The following is a 17,927-nucleotide window of genomic DNA, read 5'->3' on the forward strand; positions in this document are numbered from 1 at the left end:
ATTGGAAACCACCACAACTTTTTGCTTGAACTGTACCGGCACGATGGTGTCTTTTGCCTTGACGAAGCCTTCCGGAGCCTTGACTTCAACGAAGACATAGTTACCGCGCTTCAGCTCTAGTTTCACGCCTGTCGTGCGATCCGGTAGATAGAGTTTGCCATCCGCGCCGCTCACCAGGTCCTCCAATTTTACGCCATCCCGATTAGTGGCAATATCACCTGGAGTTCCGTCGGATTTCGCTTTATAGATACTGAACACCGCACCTGACAAAGCCTTACCCGTATCATCCTGCTTCACAAAATCGATCAGTTGATACCCATCGGTCTCAGCAGTAATCCCCGGCGGTTTAAGCTCTTCGGGGTTGTATCCTTTCCCCTTCGCCTCAACGTCACCGGGTTTGGATCCTTCGTATTTAATCGGAGTGCAATTCTGATGCACTTGCGGATCGCAGTTCGGAATCTCTTGAGCGTAGTAGGACGCCTTATTGACATAAATAGGCCGCCCGTTTTTGCTGAGCATAACCGAGTCGTTAACAGGCTCAGCGTCAAAGCCAATATTGAAGTATCCCCCTCCATCGAAGTACGCCGAGGAGTAATTCTTCACCCGAAGCATGAATCCTTTACCAACGACCTTATGCAGGCCGCCAGCATCATCAATAAGCTTTTGTTCCTCGGCTGTGAGGGTCTCGCCAGCCGGTTTTTGCAGCAAAATACCTTTCGGTACGGTAGCGTTCGCCATGCTCATCATGCCTTGTTTCTTGGCTACGATGTCATAGCGATCCAAAGTGATGGACTTTTCCTCAAACGCCGCAGTTCGAGAAGATACAGGAGTTTCTGGCTCGGTTGTACGGAAGTAGATGTCATAAAGCCACATCTCCATGCGCTGCTCTTCGGGCTTTGTAGAGTCTTTTACCCAATGTGGATTCGTTGCCCCGAGTTCAGCCAAGAAGGAATCTTTACCCCCCTGAGTTTTTTCGTCGTAAACAGTAACATTCCCACGCGGAGCCATGTTCACATCGGGCGTGTCGTAAATGATAAATTCATTGTTCGGCCGCAACCTGGTACCAACTTGGATCTCAGAGTAGATATATGATTTATCGCCATCTACTTTCGAAGCACCCGTCTTCTCCAAAGAAGCCATATCCGGGAGTTTAACAACGGGCTTCTTTACCCGGTAGGTAACCTTCTTCCCTGTCGGCTTGCCATTGACTGTGATGTCGTAAGCGACATCGACGTGGGCAGCATCCGGATTTCCCTCAAAATACGTGTCACGCACACCTTTATCAACGTAGAACGGCATCTCAATTTGGGAGGTAACAAAATCTTCACTCACGTCGGTGAAAGTAAAGACTCCAATATGCCCAGCTTCAGTAGCCACATCAGCGAGTTTGGCACCGGTGACAGAATCTGTAATTTGAGTGACTGAACTGAAGTTGCCACTTATGCGCAACAAGTCCAAAGCGGGATCAACCGGGGTCAAACCAACCTTCAGGACATCCCCCGCATTAACAGATGGATGCGCACCTTTCTTAGCCAACTTGAACTTGAGAGTTCCCGCCCATCCCGTAGTCGCACTAACTTCGGTGGTGGTTCCGATATGAGAGTTCACGGTCAAGTTGGAGTTACGGTTCATCCCGATGGAAGACTGATCAACCAATCCGGAAATGTCATTAGCGGCTGATGCCGTAGGAATAGCGATACCCGCCAATACAATCGCACCGGAAATCAAGGATGCGAAAAACCCCCAAAGTTTGCGGTGTTTCATAAGCTCTCCCGTCTAAGGACATCCCCCTATGGACACCCTTAACGAATCAATAGAATACGATAATGATAATTTCATTTATATTATCCACTAAGATAAATACTTATCCATTTTGCAACATAATAACTACGACATCCCCTTCGTTTCAATATGCCAATCCTTAACTTTGAGCTCTACTGCGTTGCGGGATAACGCGTTCTATGAGCCCGAAATAGGCGTGGGCTTCGGTCGTGGTGAAAGAGAGTAAGGCTTCATCGCCGAGCTGCGTGAATTCACCGCGGGTAGGCGTTATGTTATCGGCCTTGAGTAGCTCTGCGGCTACCGCACGGCCAAGCATGACGGGAACTGAGTTTCCGATTTCTCTGAAGCCGTTCCACTTGGTTACGTGGAATCTGAACCAATCCGGGTAGCCGTGCAGGCGTGCTGCTTCTCGTACTGTAATTACCCGAGGATGGACGGGATGAATAGGACGGGGAGCTGTGTACGCACCACGGTCTGAAGCGGTACCGGCCCGCAAGGTATTGCAGATTCCTTCTGGATGAAGCCGAAGGAATCTGCTGATACGTTCGGTTGTTCCGGGAAGAGTAGCGGTGAATCGATCAATTGATTTTTGAGTATGAACTGTTCGTACGGATGCTGTAAGCCGATCACTCACGGACGGGCGGGGCCGGGCGTAATTCCTCAGATCTTGTGTGACACCACGCAGGATTGCCGCGTAGGGGCTTGGTGACGAGTATCCAACGCTCGCCACCGAGTCACCGCGCAGCAATTCCTCAAAAGTATCTGCATCGGGTAGATCTGCAAGAGCGTCACTGACACTGGGCCCCAACGGGAGCAGACTCTCTTCCGGGAGTGAACCATCGATGCGACGTGGCGTATACAGTGGACTCGGGTAGCTGGGGCGCGGGCAACCCTGCCGATAGCCCAATACGAAGAGCCTTTTACGGGATTGTGGAGTGCCAAAATCTGCTGCCTGTAGCACCGATACTGGCTCGACAATGCGATAGTCCCCGTGAGAGACAAATAGTGCGATAACTTCGTCGAGGAACTGCCGGTGCAAACCGATAGTTAGCCCCGCAACGTTTTCCATAACGAAGTAGCGCGGGCGCAATTCCAGGACTAAACGGACAAATTCCTTGAGGAGGGAATTACGTTCATCGTCCAAAGCGCGTTTACCTATCAGTGAGATCCCCTGGCAGGGTGGACCTCCTGCCACAAGGTTAATCTCTTGGTCCTGAATATCTGATTCGGAGCGGATCATAGCGCCGCTGACGTTACGCACGTCCGCGCAGAATGTCTTACCGTAGGGGAAATTAAATTCGTGGACGGCTGCGTGGACCGGATCGTATTCAACGGACGCGGTAACGTCATACCCGGCTTGCTCAAGACCCAAGGAAAACCCACCGGCACCCGAAAAGAGATCCACGGCAATGGGACGACGAATACTCTGTGACATGCTCGAAGCTTATTGGTGGCCTACGACAGAATTTTGGAGCCAAAGGAAGCTTCCATGACCGTTTCCGTCCATGGTAGCCTGACCATCGAAGACCCTGGAACGATCCTTAGCCTCGGCTAAATCGCCGAGGTTACGGCTTTCCACGATCCGCACATACGTCACAACCGGTCTAAAAAAACCGGGTTCGGAGTCGGAATGATTAAATGGCCGCCGAGGCAAATCGGAAGAGGGCTAACAGTATTCCTAAGCGTCGTTGTTGCGTTATGCGGCTGTTCGAGCAGCGAAGCCACTTTGCACTCGGAAAAGTTAATAAACTGGACAAAGTACGAAGTCACAGATTCACACGAGCTGACTTTCACCGCTATCACGGGTGACCCCAAATGTTTCAAGCTGCGTACCGTCATCAAGGAAACTGATGGACGCATTGATGTGGCAGTCATCGAGGGAGTACTACCGAATGCTCCACAGCACTGTACGGCTGTAGGGAGGATTGAAAAGCTCATTGTTCAAACTGAAACTCCAGCGCGAGATCTGGATGTCCACGCTTTACCAGCAGAAAAAGTCCAGTTGAACCCCTGACCTGCTAAAAGCGGACGTAGATAAATCGACATAAATGCGGTGTGAATATTTATCAGCCAGAATGGTGGAGCTAAGGGGATTCGAACCCCTGACCTTCTCATTGCGAACGAGACGCGCTACCAACTGCGCCATAGCCCCAAAGACCTGATTAGTTTAGCACCCGAACGGCCCGGAATAAAACTTCGGGGAGTGGTTCCTATTACACCACTCCCCGATTTTCTATTTTCAGTTCGTACCCGCGGCGCGGCAACTCGGCATTCAGCCAGGCCACCCAGCCGGCCAGAGCTACGCGCGGCGCTTGCGCAGCAGCTCGTCCAGAGCCGCTCCACCCGCGAGGCCATCATGCGCAGGTGCGGCTGGCTGAGCTGGCGGCACTGCAGCTTCGGCCTTCGATGCCTGCGCGGTGCTTTGCGGAGCAGCGTGGCTCGCCGGCGCTACGGCTGCGGCCACATCTTGCGCCGCCGCATCCACGAAGGTCACTCGCTCGCCGATCTCCTTCGGGCGGTAGGGCACCGGAGCAACGGGAGCTTCTGGAGCCTGGTAGGGCGCTACCGTGCGCTGTTGGATCTGTGGCTTGAGCGTATAGCTAGGCAGCTGACGGCGCGGAACCGCCCCGGCCACAAAACGCTTGGGAAGTTTCTCCGCTTGTTCACGCCGCGAACCGGCGATAGGGGCGAAATCTTCCGCGGCGATAATTCCCTGCTCAAGGGTCACCGAAATGCCGGAACGGCGCTTAGGCGCCCGCGCCCCCGCGTTCCGGCTCCGTGCTTTTCCCGGGTTCACCCCGGTCTCCTGTTCCTCGGCGTTCTCGGCCCGCGCGGCGTGAACCTCATCGGCTTCGCCTTCACCAGCCACATCTGCGGCCCCGGTGGCCGCGGAGGCAGCCGTCGGCATGGTGGCAGCGCCACCGCTCCCCACGCTCCGGCTGAGATCAGCGCTCCGGCCCAGGTCCGCGCTCCGGCTAGCATCAGCCGTCAGCGCCCCGAGGTCATCGCTTCCCAGCGCCGCGCTGGCCGCACTCAAAGCCGAATGTGCGGAAGCAGCCGAGACCGCCGAACGCCCGGGGCGCGGGCGGGCCGGGCGGCGCGAATGGCGCTGCGCCCCGCGGGTCTTCCGGATGCCGAGTTCTTCGGTGAGTTCGGCAATATCCTCGCGGTCACGAGCCGTCGCCTTCCCCATTTCACTGAGCAAGTACCCAAAACCGGCCCCGTACAGCACCCCTACGCCCACGGCAACGTAGAAAATCCAGCGTGGCATCGTCGCTGTAAAAGCAAGAGCGCCGAGCACCGCAATAAGCAAGCCTAAAGCGCCCGCAACCACGAAACCGCGTTGGCGGTTCGCCGCGCGTTGGGAAATACGTGCCTTACGGCGCGCGCGTTCCCGCGCCAGGGTGCGCACATTACGCCCCGCGTTGGGTGGAAGAATATCGCGTTCGTCGTTCTCTGCCATGATGACCTCCGGCTTCCGGAAAAAAATAGCCCCGGTTGGCCCACCAGTTTCCACGCCTACCGTTCCGTCCGGCAGCGCGAGGGTGCGTAGCTGGGGTGAATAGCGTTCGTCGATACGCACATCCGCGAGGATGACGCGCTGCCGATACACCCCAGGGATGACATAGACCATGAGCAGCACAACCACTGCCATCAGCGCGTATCCCTGGAACCCCACACAGCCACTTTAACCAATCGTGGGGCGCACGGGCAGGGACGCGCCGTTACTTTCGTAGAGAGAATAACAATGATGTTATTCGTGGGATGGATGGGACTGCTGAGCTGCGGCGGCGCCGGCGCAAGCCGCCGCATCCGCGCGGGCTAGCAAGCCCGGCTACCCGTTAAGAATCATGCACTCCAGTTCATCACCGATGCCCACACTTTCTTGAGCGGCAGGCACCACCGCGAGCCCGTTCGATTTCGCGAAATTCGCCAGTGAGAGCAGTTCCACATCCCCCACCGGATCAAATTCGTAACCGGCGCGCGGATCCCCATACACCTGCACCCGCACATAATCTTGCACACCGGCCCGCGAGAGCAGCCCACGTGCGGCCCGAGCCCGAATGGAGCGTGGGGTCACATGCTTGTAGCCGGCCATTTTCCGCAGCGAGGGACGCACAAACACCTCGAAGCACACCAGCGCAGCCACCGGGTTGCCCGGCAGGCAGAACATGAGCGCCGAATTTGCGCCGTCGGCCCCGATGGTACCCACACCGACGTGCCGGCCCGGATTCATAGCGACGGCGTCGAACCTCATCGACCCGAGCGGCGACAGGACCTCTTTGAGGGTATCTCCACCCCCGTAACTCAAACCACCGGTGGTGAGGATAACGTCGGCGCGCAAAAGCTGATCCTCCAAGGACTCCCGCAAAATATGCCGGTCATCCGAAACTGCCGGCACGCGATACGCAACCGCCCCGGCGTTACGTACCGCGGTGGCAAGCGCGTGCGAATTCGCGTCGTAAATCTTCCCGTTGCCCAAAGCTTTTCCGGGTGCCACCAGTTCATCGCCCACCGACATCACGACGACGCGCGGCGCTGGCCGCACCCGCACCCGGTCTCGCCCGGCCGCCGCCAGCAGCGCGATATGGCGCGCCCCGATACGGGTGCCTTCCTCCAGAATCGTGGTGCCGGCCCGCAGGTCCTCGCCCTGCGCGCGCACATTCTCCCCGGGGGCCACGCGCGCCGTAATATCCACCTGCGCTTCCCCGTGATCCGTATCGATCAGGGGAACGACGGCGTCCGCGCCGGTGGGCATCCGCGCCCCGGAAGCAATACGGGCCGCGGCGCCAGGAGTGTGGGCAATGCGGTCGGTGGTAACGGCGAAAATATCGTCCGTCACCGGGAAGTGCACCGGGCGGGCGGGTTCCGCCCCGAAAGTTTCATCCGCGCGCACCGCGTAACCGTCCAGGGCCGCCAGGTCGGTGTGAGGAACATCAACAGTGGCGACAACGTTTTCGGCAAGAATACATCCCATCGCGTCAGCAAGCTCCACATCGAGAGCCTCCAGGGGCTGGGCGACCTTTAAGAATTCATCGAGTTGCTCGGCTACTGTTTTCACGCATTCCTCCTCGGTACACAGCACAGCGTACCGGTTTGGGGGCCTGCCAGCGCTAACGCCGCGCGCACGGGCTTTGCCTCCATCCGCAAAGGGCCTTACTCCTAGCGGGCATCCAGCCGCTCGTGCCACACTGGTGCCATGACCGACCACACCATATCTCTTCCTGATGTCTCCGCGATGGCACTGCCGGAAGCCAAACAAGCCTTGCGTGCAACGGTGCGCGCGGCTCGAGCCAAGCGCACGCCCGCTGCCCGTGAGGAAGCCGAGGCCCGCTGGGTCACTACCGTGCTGGATTTCCTCGGCACCGCCACCACAGTTGCCGGTTATATTTCCGTCGCTAACGAACCGGGTACCCGCGCTCTGTGCGATGCGATTGTGGCCAGCGGGCGCACCCTCCTTGTCCCCAAGCTCGGCCCCGGGCTCACCCGCCAGTGGGCGCGCTATACCGGCGCGGATAATCTTACCGATCAGGCTCCCGGCCGCCCGCCCGCACCCCGGGGTGAAGCCCTGGATTCCGCGGTATTACGCGAGGTTGATGCCGCTTTTATCCCCGCGCTGCTCGTCAATCACGATGGCGTGCGCCTGGGGCAGGGCGGGGGCTGGTATGACCGCGTCCTCAAGCAGCTCGATAGCGCCACCCCGGTGGGCGCCCTGGTATGGCCCGAAGAATACGTGCATACTCCCCTCCCTCACGATGAGATGGACGTGCCGGTGCGCTACGTCCTACTTCCTGAAACCGTGGTGGACCTGGGCGGGCATACCCCTATGCACTAGGCGTTACGGGCCACTTCCCCGAGGGCACGTGCCACGCGCTAGAATAATGCGCCGTACGGCTTGTGCCGGCCGCACCTCGGCTCGGCCACCGGCCCGGAAAGGAAGAACGTGCCTACCTACAGTTACCGTTGCGATAATTGCGGTCACCATTTTGATGCGCACCAGTCGATGACAGCCGCCGCCCTGGTTACCTGCCCGGAATGCGGGAAAGACTCCTTGCAGAAGGTAATGGCGGGGATCAGCGCAATTGTTTTCAAAGGCTCGGGTTTCTACCACAATGACTCACGTTCTTCGGGTGGAAGCTCTACGCAAAAGTAAGGACGACGACGCAGCTCGGTTTATCCCCAGCTCCGTGAAACGCTGCCGGTATCCACACAAGGGCCTAGTTCTGGTTCGCAGCTGAGTAGCTCCCGCTAGCCTCGAGCCATGACCGGACTCCACACACGGCTGTGGCGAGTGCGCCACCTGCTGCTAGCCGCGGTTGCCCTCGTGGCTTTTTTCACCATTCTTCAGGCTATCGAGCGCCGCTACCCAGATACCGGGCACGTGCTAGTAGCACGCCGTCATCTACCGGCCGGGCACGTGCTGAGCGGGCGCGATGTGGAAGCGCGCACCGTGGCCCGGGATCTTATTCCAGATAATGCACTGACCACGGCCGCTGAGGCTAACGGGCAGCGCCTAGCTGCTAATATTCCGGCCGGCTATCCCCTGGCTCGCGGGCTGCTCCTTTCCCAAGAATTTTTACGCGATCCACCCGCCGGGCACGTGGTGGTCGCGGTGCGGGTAGCATCCGATGGGACCGGGAGCTTTATTGAGCCGGGTAATTTTATTGGGCTATATGCGCCGGCCCCGGAACACAGCGCAGAAGCCGGAGCGGTTCGGCTGGTAGACCGTGCGGCGGTGGTGGGGATCGGGGAAGAAGAAAAGAACACCGGTATGCTCTCCGAGGGCGTCACATATCGAGTGCTGTACCTGGTTGTTCGCGAAAAAGACGCTAATCTTATTGTGGGTTACGCTGCCGCAGATTCTTTGCGCGCAGTACTGGTACCCCCTCCATAGTTTCTACCATCGGGGTAGTCCCGGTGGCTTTCCGCGCGAAAGGATGCAAGGTGCTCGCAGGTTTTAAGAAGTTTGTTATGCAAGGTAATGTCATGGACCTCGCCGTCGGTGTTATCGTCGGTGCTGCTTTCTCCGCCGTGGTGAAGTCCCTGACGGACCACATTCTCATGCCGCTTATCGCCGCGATTTTCGGGCAGCCGAACTTCGACGGTAATTTTGTGTGGCATTTGGGCGGAGGCGAAATTCAATTCGGTAGCTTCCTCACCGCTGTGGTCAACTTCTTCATCGTGGCTTTCGCACTGTACTTCTTCCTGGTTCTCCCCATGAATAAGCTGCGTGAACGCCACGCTAAGCCGGCCGCTGAGGCCCCGGAAGATCCCCAGCTCATCCTTCTCAAGGAGATCCGTGACGAGCTGCGGGCTAAGCGCGACTAATCGCTTGAGCTTGCGCTAGTCCGTGCGAGTCTGAGCACGTGCGGAACTTCGCTGTTTTTCCGGAGTGCGCTGCCGCTTAGAGCTTGCCGAAATGCGGCGGGCGTTCGTCAAGGATGGTCTGCTCGTGAGCGGTACGCGCCACGATATCCCGCGTGCGAATCTCACGAGCGGATGCGACCGTGTCCCGGGGCGCCACGATGCTGGCCCCCGGGACACTACTTTTTAACGCCGATTTTTTGGTGGGCGTATCCGGGTGCGGTAGGGTCGCTCCCTCTTCGCCGCGCGCGAGGCGCCGGAGAGCTTCGGCGGCGTCCTTGAGTTCGCCGCTTTCTATCCGCCGGGCATCCACTTCGGACAGGCGCACCACAGCTCGGTGAGTGCGTCCGGAATGCGTGTTACTTGCCACCGCCGCGCACCTAGTCCTGTGCCAGACCGGAGCGGCGCACCACATTACCGAGCACGGCATCGGCCTGGGGGCCACGGCGGCGGATATCCAGTTCGCTACGCAGTTCTTCCACCAGCTGCTCGGACGTCCGGGCCACCCCGTCGGAGGCTATCCAAGCCACCACGTCATCAAGCTGATCGTCCGAGTAGGCGGCCAGCGGCAACCCCGGCCGCACCGCGGGTTTCTTTCCCCGGGCCCGGCGTGAAGCTTCCGGATCTGAAACCGCAGCAGGGTTTGCTTCCTGCCCGCTGCTCCCGGCTGGCACGTGCGACCTTACCGCGCCGGGCTCGCCTTGCTGACCTTCAACACCGGTATCGCCCGGCTTTCCAGCACCCGCTGGCCCTGCTTCATCCACCGCATCCGTCACACCCGGCGCATCCGCCGCTCCCGCCCGAGCAGAATATGCTTCATCAGCTACGTCCGCGCCAAAAACGGGGGTATCTTCCGCCCGGTGGCGCGCGGCAGCTTCGTCACGGCGCACCACCCGCACGAGCGCTTCAATACGATCCGCTTCAGCTTCCGGATCGAGGAAAATCGAGGAGGAGAAGGTTTGTACCACTTTCCAGCCCAAATCCTCGAGCATCTCGACCCGGTAGCGGTCACGGCGGCGCAGGGAAGGTTCGGCAACGTAATCAGCGTCGTCGGTCAATACAGCCACCCGCCAATCACCTTCGTGTTCAGCAACAACAAGCGGGATGCGCAAACCGGCGTCGTACCCGTAGTAGAGCGCGGTGAAAAGCCCGCGCCCGCGCAGGCGCGCGGCTAGATCGAAAAGCAACGGGCTGGCCTTGGCCACATCCTCATCCGCTCCGATGAGTAATTCTTGCCGGGCGGCCGTTTCGAGCAGGGTAGCTAGCAGCCGGGGAGCTGCACCGGAAAGATCATCCACCCCGATATCGCCGGGTCCCAACGAAGAAATAACACTCATATAGCGGCTGGGAACCAGGAGGGCCTCACTCAGGTAGCGTGCGCCGTCCGGTTCCGTGAGCGGCCCGAAGGTGTGCAGAACCCGGCCGTGCACCGTCTTCCCGAAGCCCACCGAGAATATAACCCGGTCGCGCCGCAACCCGCTCGCTCCGGTGATATCCACCACCGGCACCAGGCTAGCCGCGGACTCACCCGCCTCAGCCAGGGCCGGGCTATTCGCGATGGTACGTTCCACCGCCGCCCGCACATGAACGGCATGCAAACGCGAAATCGTAATAACAGCCAGGGATTCTTCCGGTCGGGTGAGGAGATGATCCACAACGGCATCTACCACCGCATCCACTTCCGCGCTGGGAGCTTCGACCATCCCGGTATTCGGGGAGGGCACCCCGCGCCCGTCCACCACGTGCAGGCGGTTAGCCCGGCGCGCCCGCCCCGCCGGAGCGGCGCGGTCGGCGTCGTCGTACCCGAGGGTGCGCAAGCAAGCGAGGGCAAGATCGTCGTGATGCGCACGGAAGGTAGGAAGTTCGCACACCGGGAGCGCATCAGCCAAAGCCGCGAGCGCGCTCTCCGCACCAGCCCGCGCCACGTCACCGAAAACGACGAGCTGCGAGCCACGCGCCATGAGGGCGACCACCGCAGCCAGCGAAACATCCTCGATACCGTCCAGAATCACCACATCCGCCCAGGGCAAAGTGGGAATGAGTTCAGGAACCAGCGCCGGCGGTACCACCCACACCGGGCGTGCCGCCTGGACCAGTGCGGTTGCCGAGGCAGTCACGTCGGCCAGCGCGCTCACTCCAGCGCGGGCCAGGTAACGATCCACGGCCACAGTTTCTTCGCGCTGTTTGCGGGCAACCTCTTGCATATGGGTGATCGCGGCGCGCAGCACCGGCCCGGGCAAGCTCTCCACATGTTCGCGATCCAGGTCCCGCACCGTGTGTACAAGCAGGGCCAACTGCTGCGGACCAGCCTGGGCCAGCACGGTGTTACGGGCAATGAGCTGCTCAAACACAGAATTGGTATAGGCCAGGTCGAGTTCGGCAGCCACCGCGTCCCCGCTTACTTCGCGGCGAGCCATATCACGAGCGAAATCGCCCAGGCCACTATCCTCAAGGTCGTGGAGGAGGTCAATGCGGCGCGGCTGCGAATCAAGCACCCGACGCTGGGAGACCAGAGCGCGCGCAAAGGCCAGCACATTTTCGATGGGCTCGCGGCGCAGGCCAGCGCGGTGCGGGAGGAATTCCTCGAGTTCGCGCACCTGCCCATCCACTTCCGCGGCCGTCGCGCGGATCATCGTCATGCCTTCCGGGAGGGTAGGCCAATCACTTTCCGCGCTGTAGCGGCGCCAAATATCGCGTTGGCGTGCCACTTCGCTCAGGGCCGCGTGCATATCCGCCACCCGGATCCCCGGGCGCACAAAATCGCGGGCCTGCTTGGTGAGAGCGCGGCGCTGCGCACGTTTCATGCTTTCACCGTGTTCGGCACGCCATTCATCGCTCGCGGTGGCGATCACCATATCGGCAACAGAACGTTCGTAGATAGCCGGTTTGAAGACCTCGAGGGTATCGGAGATCCCTTCGAGCATCTTGATTTGTTCCATCCACTGCGCCAATGTCTTCGGGCGCGCCAGGCCGGTTTCCCCGGCCACTCGCTGGGATTGCTCCATGACCAGGGGAAGTGTTTCGGTGGCCATGCGGGTCACGGTGGAGAAAGCGCGGGCGGCATCATCCTCCGTGCGGACCAGCGCGCGCAACCATTCCGAATTCCCGCCCCCGGTAAAGGCCCCGGCACGGCTTGCTTCCGCGAGGCGTTCGAGCACCGCCTCGCGCTCCTCGCGCACCCGCGCGGCGGCGGTGGCATCCAGGCGCACTTTCGTGGCCGGCCCCTTGGGCTGGGCGGCAAGCTCAGCCAAATGTTCGAGCACGTTATACACCGAGGTATTCCATACCGGATCGATGGCGTGCAGGGCGTTCACGTAACCGCGCAGGCTGCGCCGGGCCGCTTTGAGATCGCGGCGCACGGCCAGGGTGCGTTCTTCGTCAATCTGCGGGAACTTCTGGCGCAGGCCCTGGCGCAGCCGCAAAGCCGCGTCGTTAATATCAGAGAGGTCGATGAGCAGTTCGCCCACACCGAGTTCTCCAGCCCGCGCGGTCACCGCGGCGCGCCGCGCCCTGCTGCCGGGAATATAAAGAACGGAACGGCTGGATGCTGCTGCATCCGCGGCAATCGCCACCAGGGTGGTCACGTCCGCACTTCCCGGCGGGGTATCGATAACGACGTCGCGGCCAGTTGCCACAGCCTCCACCGCGGCAAGTTCGGCCACATCCAAATCGCCCACCCCGCGTTCGCCCTCGGGAGCCCGGTCACGTTTCTCGGCCGGAGGAAGCGGGGCGCTGGTGAGCTGGTGGGTGCCCCGATCACCGGCAATCGCCGCGAGCACCCCGGAACGAATCATGACCGGGCGCAGCAGCTCGGCATCGGTAATGGCCCGCGCGGCCGGATCGGCAAACATCCCCAAGAGCACCTGAGGGCGGTAGGACGCCCCGGGCAAATAGAGGTGGGACAGGCGCCGCACCCGGGTAATAAGCTCATCTTCGGTGGCCCGTTCCACCCGGGTGAGCTGGGCTAATTCCCGCACCGGGGCGCCGTGTTGGCGCAGTGCACTCACAATATCCGGATTGACGGACAGGGCCGGGGTGGTTTGGATGAGGGCATCGGTGCCCACGTCCTCCACCCGTAGCAAGCGGTAGACAATCGGCACGCTCACTTCACGCACCTGCCGGCTTTCTTCGCCGCTTTGCGCGGCGGGCACCGGGCCGGCTCCTGCCGGGTGCGCACCGGCTACGTTTACTTCAGCTGGACTGGATTGCGCGGCGGGCTGCTCGAGTGACTCCGCAAACCCGGCCTGCGCCTCCACCTGAGTGCCTTCCGCAGCCTGCGCGGCCTCCTCCGCGCAGGCCCGCATTGCTTCCGGATCGAGCTTGAGTTCGCCGGTGTCCTCATAGCCGGGTTCTAGCTCATCACTGGGCCGGCGCGGCGGGAGCTCCGTCCACGTCAGGTTTCCGCTGGCCAACTGTATCGGGGCGTACCCGTATTCTTCAGCGGCACGCGCTACCTGCTCACGCAGGGTTCGCCACGTGGCTAAAGCTTCTTGCTGGCTACGCTCCTCCCGAATAAGCGAGGTGAGGCGAGTAGGCGCCCCGGAAGAAAACTGTGCTCCCCCGGTCGGATGCGGGTGGGTAAGATCAATGCACACTCGCGCGGCCGCGTTTTCCGCCGCGCGCTCCGCCCGCGCCCTCAGCTCCTCCTGCCAACCGGCATAGGCTCGGGAGACGAGCTCTTCACGCTGCGGGGCGGGAAGCGGGGTGGGATTCTCCTCCGCGTCACGGGCGTGGCTGTCGCTTTCGGTCCCGTGCTGCGCGGCTGCGGTTTCCGAAGCGCCGTGCGGTACGACGCCGGCGGCGCCGGTCTGCCTCGCCTGTTCAGCTGGCGTGGCGGAATTGCCGGCAGCCTCCGCACCGGCAGCGGGCACCGCGGGTGCCGCGGCCGGTGCGGACACTACGGGCGTATCCTGCGCGGATTCAGCGGGGTCGCCCGCGGGCACCGCGGCGGTCTCGGGAACCGCGGCGGTTTCACGAGAAAGAGATTCACGAGCCGGATGCCGGCGAGAAGAACGTTTGAAGAGAGGAGTCACGACCTTAACGCTACTCAGATCCGGCGTAAAAGTCCCTATGCGCGCCGTAATAAGCCAAAAATTATGGCTTTATTCCGCCACCGGCGTGGAAGGTGCGGCCGCCGTAGTGGCAGGCACGGAAGAATCCGGAATAGAGAACGACGACGCACCCTCGGCCGGGCGCAATCCCGGCCAGAGAGGGAGCTCCTGGAGCTGGCCACCCACGTGCCGAATAAGCAGCTGCGGGGCGGGCTCCCCATCCGTTTCGGGACGATGCTCCCCGCTATACGCAGCAGTCAGTACCGCATCACACACCGTATCCACCGCTGCGGAACCCGAATCAGGGGCACCGATAACCGGCAGGCCAGCCAGCGCGGGATCCGTGCGATCAACTATGGTCAGCTGCGAGGCATAGCAACGTAGCGCCGCCACCACAGTGACTTCATGCTCCCGAGCGGTGCGATAGCACCATCCGGCTTGCCCGGGAGTGGAAGCCAGCTCAAGCACGGGAATTCCGGTAATCCGGCCGAGGGCGCGAGCCAGGTGATGCACCCGCACATGATCGGGGTGGCCGTAGCTTGCTGCGGCGTCGTACCCAATAATGACAGTGGGCCGCACGTGCGCGAGGAGCGCCCGCGCATCTGCTATTTCTTCACTCAGCTCCGCGCGTGAAAAAGCGCTCGGGCCGGCGCTGGGTGCGGGACCGGCGACCCCGGGAGCGACCCAGGTCATCCCGGAATCGCGGTAGCGACGCGGGACGGCGCCGGATGCGAGAGCGGGCGCGGTGCCGAGCCAAAAACTATCCGTCACCCCGAGAATCGCGCGCGCCCGGGTGATTTCTGCTTCGCGCCGGGCAACGAGTTCGGCCTCCCCCGCCCCGGCGGGCAAGATTCCGGGGACCGCTTCACCTTCTTCGCCTCGGGTGCAGGTGAGGATGCTGACGCGGTGCCCGGCGGCGGTGAGGAGCGCGGTGAGCCCGCCGGCCTGGATCGCTTCGTCGTCCGGGTGGGCGTGGAGGAAGAGGGTGCGGGCGAAGAGCGGCCCGCTGGGGTCCCAGCTCCACGGGCGCGCAGCCGCGCCGTTGCACACGCGAGCATCAAACTCGCGAGGCGTGATCATGCCTGCCTCCCGAGCTTGCGGTAAGACGCGGCGTAATCGCGTGCCACCGCGTCCCAGGTGCGCGATTCGGCGAAAGCGCGCCCCGCGGCGCCGTGCCGGGCCCGCAAAGCCGGGGCGTCCAGGTAGGCTCGCACCGCACCGGCCCATTCGCGTGGCTCGCGGCTGCGGCACAGGGTGCCCGTCACGCCGCCGTGCACCGATTCGGGAATCCCGGAGGAATCCCAGGCCACCACGGGGGTGCCGCAGGCGGCCGCTTCCACGTTGATAATCCCGAAAGTTTCCGAGAAAGAAGGGTTGAGGAGGAGCTGCGCGTGGGCGAGGAATGCCGCGAGGCCGGTGCGTGGAAGCGGGCCGATGAAGCGCACGTCGCTTTCCATTCCCGTTTCGGTTACGACGGCGCGCAAGTGGTCCTCGTAGCCGGCGAAGTCATCGGAGGCCGCCCCGGCAATAACGAGGAGCGGCCGGGTGCCGGCGGGTAGCTCCGCGAGCGCGCGAATCGCTAAATCCGGGGCTTTCAGGGGTTGGAGCCGCGCAGCGAAGAAAACATAGTCCCGCCCCCCGGTTACCTCGGTGACACAGTCGGGGGCGGTGGCCACCGAGCTAGCCGGGCGGAACATGTCAATATCCACGCCCGGGTGCACGATGGTGACCGGGCAGGGCGGGGTGCCGTAGCGCTGCGCAATCATCTCTTTTTCCGCTTGGGATACCGCAATGATGAGATCCGATTCGCGCACGCAGCGCGCCTCGCCGGGCACCCGCCCAGCGGATTCCGCGGGTTCACCGTCGGCAAGATTCTGGCCTTCCCGCGCCGCCACCGAATGGAAAGACTGCACGTGAGGGCGGCCGGTTTCTTGGGAGACGGGCAGGCAGGCCACGCCCGCGAACCAGTGGTGGGAGTGGATAAGATCGACGCCGCTGCCGTGCTCGGCCATCCACCGGCGGAATTCCACGGTGAAAGGAGCGACGAGGCCATCGGTGTGGCTTTTCGCCACGGGGTGGCGCGGGCCGGCTGGCAAGAAGAAAGCGCGCACGCCCGGCATGACCTCATGCATATAAGGCTGGCCAGGTTCGCTGGCGCGGGTGACCAGATCGACCCGGTGCCCGGCGCGGGCCAGGGCCTGTGCGGTATTGGTTACCACCACGTTGAGGCCGCCGGCATCAGCGGATCCGGGAGTGGCCAGTGGGGAGGTGTGCACCGAAGTCATCGCGATATGGAGCGGGGCGAGTGCGCCGTCGCCCCTATTCGGTTCTTGTGCGTGGTGCGTATTTCCCAAGGTCATTCCCCCAGCCTACCCGGATTTGAGAGTTTTCCGAATACTCTCCACAAGTGCCCTAACAGGCATATCGTCGGGAGTGAAGGTCCGTATACCTTCGTCCAAGCGAGGAACGAGCTCCGCTAAATATTCCTTTTCCTGCACGGAAAGCCCCCTATGGAACTCACGCCGGAACACTTCGAGACCGCGGTTCGCCGGTGCACCGTCGTAAAGATAGCTACCCGAACGATTCGTAACCGTGAAACGATCAAAAGGACTAATGCTCGCGCATACCGCCGCAACCGTTTGGTCAAGCGCGTTTACTGCCACCTCGTGTGCTTCGGGTGGCGTCCAGCGCGCAGGCAAGCCGCGTAACCGATCCGCGTAAAATCGCTCCAATAATCCTGCTTGGGACAGCACCGGCGGAACCACAACAATAACCGCGTGTGTGCGGCGCCCGAGCTCGCGTGCTTTCCTAGCTTCGGTTATTACCATCGCGGTATTGCGCCATGTTCCTTCAACCAGAGTGGAATACGAATTTCGTGACGCCCAATCGATGCACATCGCGATCCATTGGCCAGAAGCTTGGGCAGTTATGTGAGGCATCCGGAGAGGATCGTTCTGGCGATAGCGATACCCGAGATCTGGCGAACACTCGCGGTTTAACGCGACGGATCCACTCTGCACGGATATCAAGATCACACATGAGAAAGAGTGGCAGGTAATTGCTCACGCAGTGTATGCCACGAGCGAATACAACGAATCTGTTCCGCCCGATCATTTTCATTCACAGCATCGCGTTGCTCAATGAGCTCGAGGTATTTACCGTCATAAACCGCTCGACGTGCTTCGTCACCCGCAATATCCGCCTGCCTGGAGAGGGAAATATACCGCGCGCAAAGCATCGTTCCGGCTTCATAGAACACGTCATAAAGAACCGTGTCGGAATAGTCCTCGTACCCAAAAGGCTCAGTCATGGTGTCACGCCCCTTTCGCCCTTGTTCTATCCTAAGCAGTAGCCCCAATACGGGCTACCCTCCCCAAGTTGATCGTACTATGCATACGAGTTCCGCCATACCAGCACCATTTCTCTGCACGTAACCAAGCAGATCATCGCTCTCGCGTATTATTGCTGCCGCGATCCTCCAGCACGTCACTATCTGCAGACCCGACTATGCCACCCCGCGCACCGATCTTTTGTGCCCCCGAAAGGATTCGAACCTTCGACCTACCGCTTAGGAGGCGGTCGCTCTTCCCCTGAGCTACGAGGGCGGGCCCACCGCCGATCATTCATCCGAACGACGGTGGGAATAAGATAACCGTTCCAGGTTACTCTGCGTGGCACCGTGGGCGCTACTTACTGCAGACCCCGCGCACGAGACCACACGGGCACCTC

At 61.2% G+C, this 17,927-nt stretch carries 14 protein-coding genes and 2 tRNA genes; 4 read left to right on the forward strand and 12 right to left on the reverse strand.

The window, feature by feature from the left end; translation table 11 throughout:
• The 5 genes from AC5RK6_RS00955 to AC5RK6_RS00975 all read right to left on the reverse strand — a co-directional run.
• Positions 1 to 1,764: prealbumin-like fold domain-containing protein (locus tag AC5RK6_RS00955; protein ID WP_493926301.1), on the reverse strand; the 1,764-nt coding region annotated here is incomplete at its 3' end.
• 157 nt (positions 1,765 to 1,921) lie between these two features.
• Positions 1,922 to 3,217 carry a DNA cytosine methyltransferase gene (locus AC5RK6_RS00960; RefSeq protein ID WP_320757234.1) on the reverse strand — a complete coding sequence of 432 codons (1,296 nt, stop codon included), beginning with the start codon at positions 3,215 to 3,217 and terminating at the stop codon, positions 1,922 to 1,924.
• Positions 3,218 to 3,858: 641 nt separating this feature from the next.
• A tRNA-Ala gene (locus AC5RK6_RS00965) sits at positions 3,859 to 3,934 on the reverse strand.
• Positions 3,935 to 4,081: 147 nt separating this feature from the next.
• Positions 4,082 to 5,461, reverse strand: coding sequence for a DUF6667 domain-containing protein (locus tag AC5RK6_RS00970; protein ID WP_435730965.1), 1,380 nt, complete (start codon positions 5,459 to 5,461; stop codon positions 4,082 to 4,084).
• Between the two features lie 156 nt (positions 5,462 to 5,617).
• The gene (locus AC5RK6_RS00975) at positions 5,618 to 6,844 is read right to left on the reverse strand and encodes a molybdopterin molybdotransferase MoeA (protein ID WP_320758274.1); all 1,227 of its coding nucleotides are present in this window, start codon (positions 6,842 to 6,844) and stop codon (positions 5,618 to 5,620) included.
• A gap of 138 nt (positions 6,845 to 6,982) precedes the next feature.
• Between AC5RK6_RS00975 and AC5RK6_RS00980 the strand changes: the two genes are divergently transcribed.
• The 4 genes from AC5RK6_RS00980 to mscL all read left to right on the forward strand — a co-directional run bounded on the left by AC5RK6_RS00980 (position 6,983) and on the right by mscL (position 9,111).
• The gene (locus tag AC5RK6_RS00980; RefSeq protein WP_320758275.1) at positions 6,983 to 7,618 is read left to right on the forward strand and encodes a 5-formyltetrahydrofolate cyclo-ligase; all 636 of its coding nucleotides are present in this window, start codon (positions 6,983 to 6,985) and stop codon (positions 7,616 to 7,618) included.
• A 108-nt stretch (positions 7,619 to 7,726) separates the two neighbouring features.
• Positions 7,727 to 7,936: an FmdB family zinc ribbon protein gene (locus tag AC5RK6_RS00985; RefSeq protein WP_016443268.1), complete on the forward strand. Its 210-nt coding sequence runs from the start codon at positions 7,727 to 7,729 to the stop codon at positions 7,934 to 7,936.
• A 108-nt stretch (positions 7,937 to 8,044) separates the two neighbouring features.
• On the forward strand, positions 8,045 to 8,677 hold the full coding sequence (locus tag AC5RK6_RS00990) for an SAF domain-containing protein (RefSeq protein ID WP_320758276.1): 633 nt from the start codon (positions 8,045 to 8,047) through the stop codon (positions 8,675 to 8,677).
• 50 nt (positions 8,678 to 8,727) lie between these two features.
• Positions 8,728 to 9,111, forward strand: a complete 384-nt coding sequence (gene mscL / locus AC5RK6_RS00995; RefSeq protein ID WP_016443270.1) for a large conductance mechanosensitive channel protein MscL — start codon at positions 8,728 to 8,730, stop codon at positions 9,109 to 9,111.
• 76 nt (positions 9,112 to 9,187) lie between these two features.
• Here mscL and AC5RK6_RS01000 read toward each other — a convergent pair whose 3' ends face one another.
• The 7 genes from AC5RK6_RS01000 to AC5RK6_RS01030 form a co-directional block, all read right to left on the reverse strand.
• Positions 9,188 to 9,517 carry a hypothetical protein gene (locus AC5RK6_RS01000; protein ID WP_320758277.1) on the reverse strand — a complete coding sequence of 110 codons (330 nt, stop codon included), beginning with the start codon at positions 9,515 to 9,517 and terminating at the stop codon, positions 9,188 to 9,190.
• A gap of 10 nt (positions 9,518 to 9,527) precedes the next feature.
• On the reverse strand, positions 9,528 to 14,180 hold the full coding sequence (locus AC5RK6_RS01005; RefSeq protein WP_435732841.1) for a PDDEXK-like endonuclease domain-containing protein: 4,653 nt from the start codon (positions 14,178 to 14,180) through the stop codon (positions 9,528 to 9,530).
• 69 nt (positions 14,181 to 14,249) lie between these two features.
• Positions 14,250 to 15,278 (reverse strand): PIG-L deacetylase family protein, encoded by a 1,029-nt coding sequence (locus tag AC5RK6_RS01010; RefSeq protein WP_320758324.1) that lies wholly within the window; start codon positions 15,276 to 15,278, stop codon positions 14,250 to 14,252.
• The gene (locus AC5RK6_RS01015) at positions 15,275 to 16,558 is read right to left on the reverse strand and encodes a glycosyltransferase (RefSeq protein WP_435730936.1); all 1,284 of its coding nucleotides are present in this window, start codon (positions 16,556 to 16,558) and stop codon (positions 15,275 to 15,277) included. The genes AC5RK6_RS01010 and AC5RK6_RS01015 overlap by 4 nt, the downstream gene beginning before the upstream one ends.
• Positions 16,559 to 16,567: 9 nt before the next feature.
• Complete coding sequence (locus AC5RK6_RS01020) at positions 16,568 to 17,233, reverse strand: zeta toxin family protein (protein ID WP_320758304.1); 666 nt, start codon at positions 17,231 to 17,233, stop codon at positions 16,568 to 16,570.
• Complete coding sequence (locus AC5RK6_RS01025) at positions 17,230 to 17,508, reverse strand: hypothetical protein (RefSeq protein ID WP_320758305.1); 279 nt, start codon at positions 17,506 to 17,508, stop codon at positions 17,230 to 17,232. Before AC5RK6_RS01025 ends, AC5RK6_RS01020 begins: the two co-directional genes overlap by 4 nt.
• Before the next feature lie 223 nt (positions 17,509 to 17,731).
• A tRNA-Arg gene (locus AC5RK6_RS01030) sits at positions 17,732 to 17,803 on the reverse strand.
• Between the last annotated feature and the right edge of the window lie 124 nt (positions 17,804 to 17,927).

The sequence above is a fragment of the Actinotignum sp. usb-actsch-213 genome, assembly GCF_059085665.1.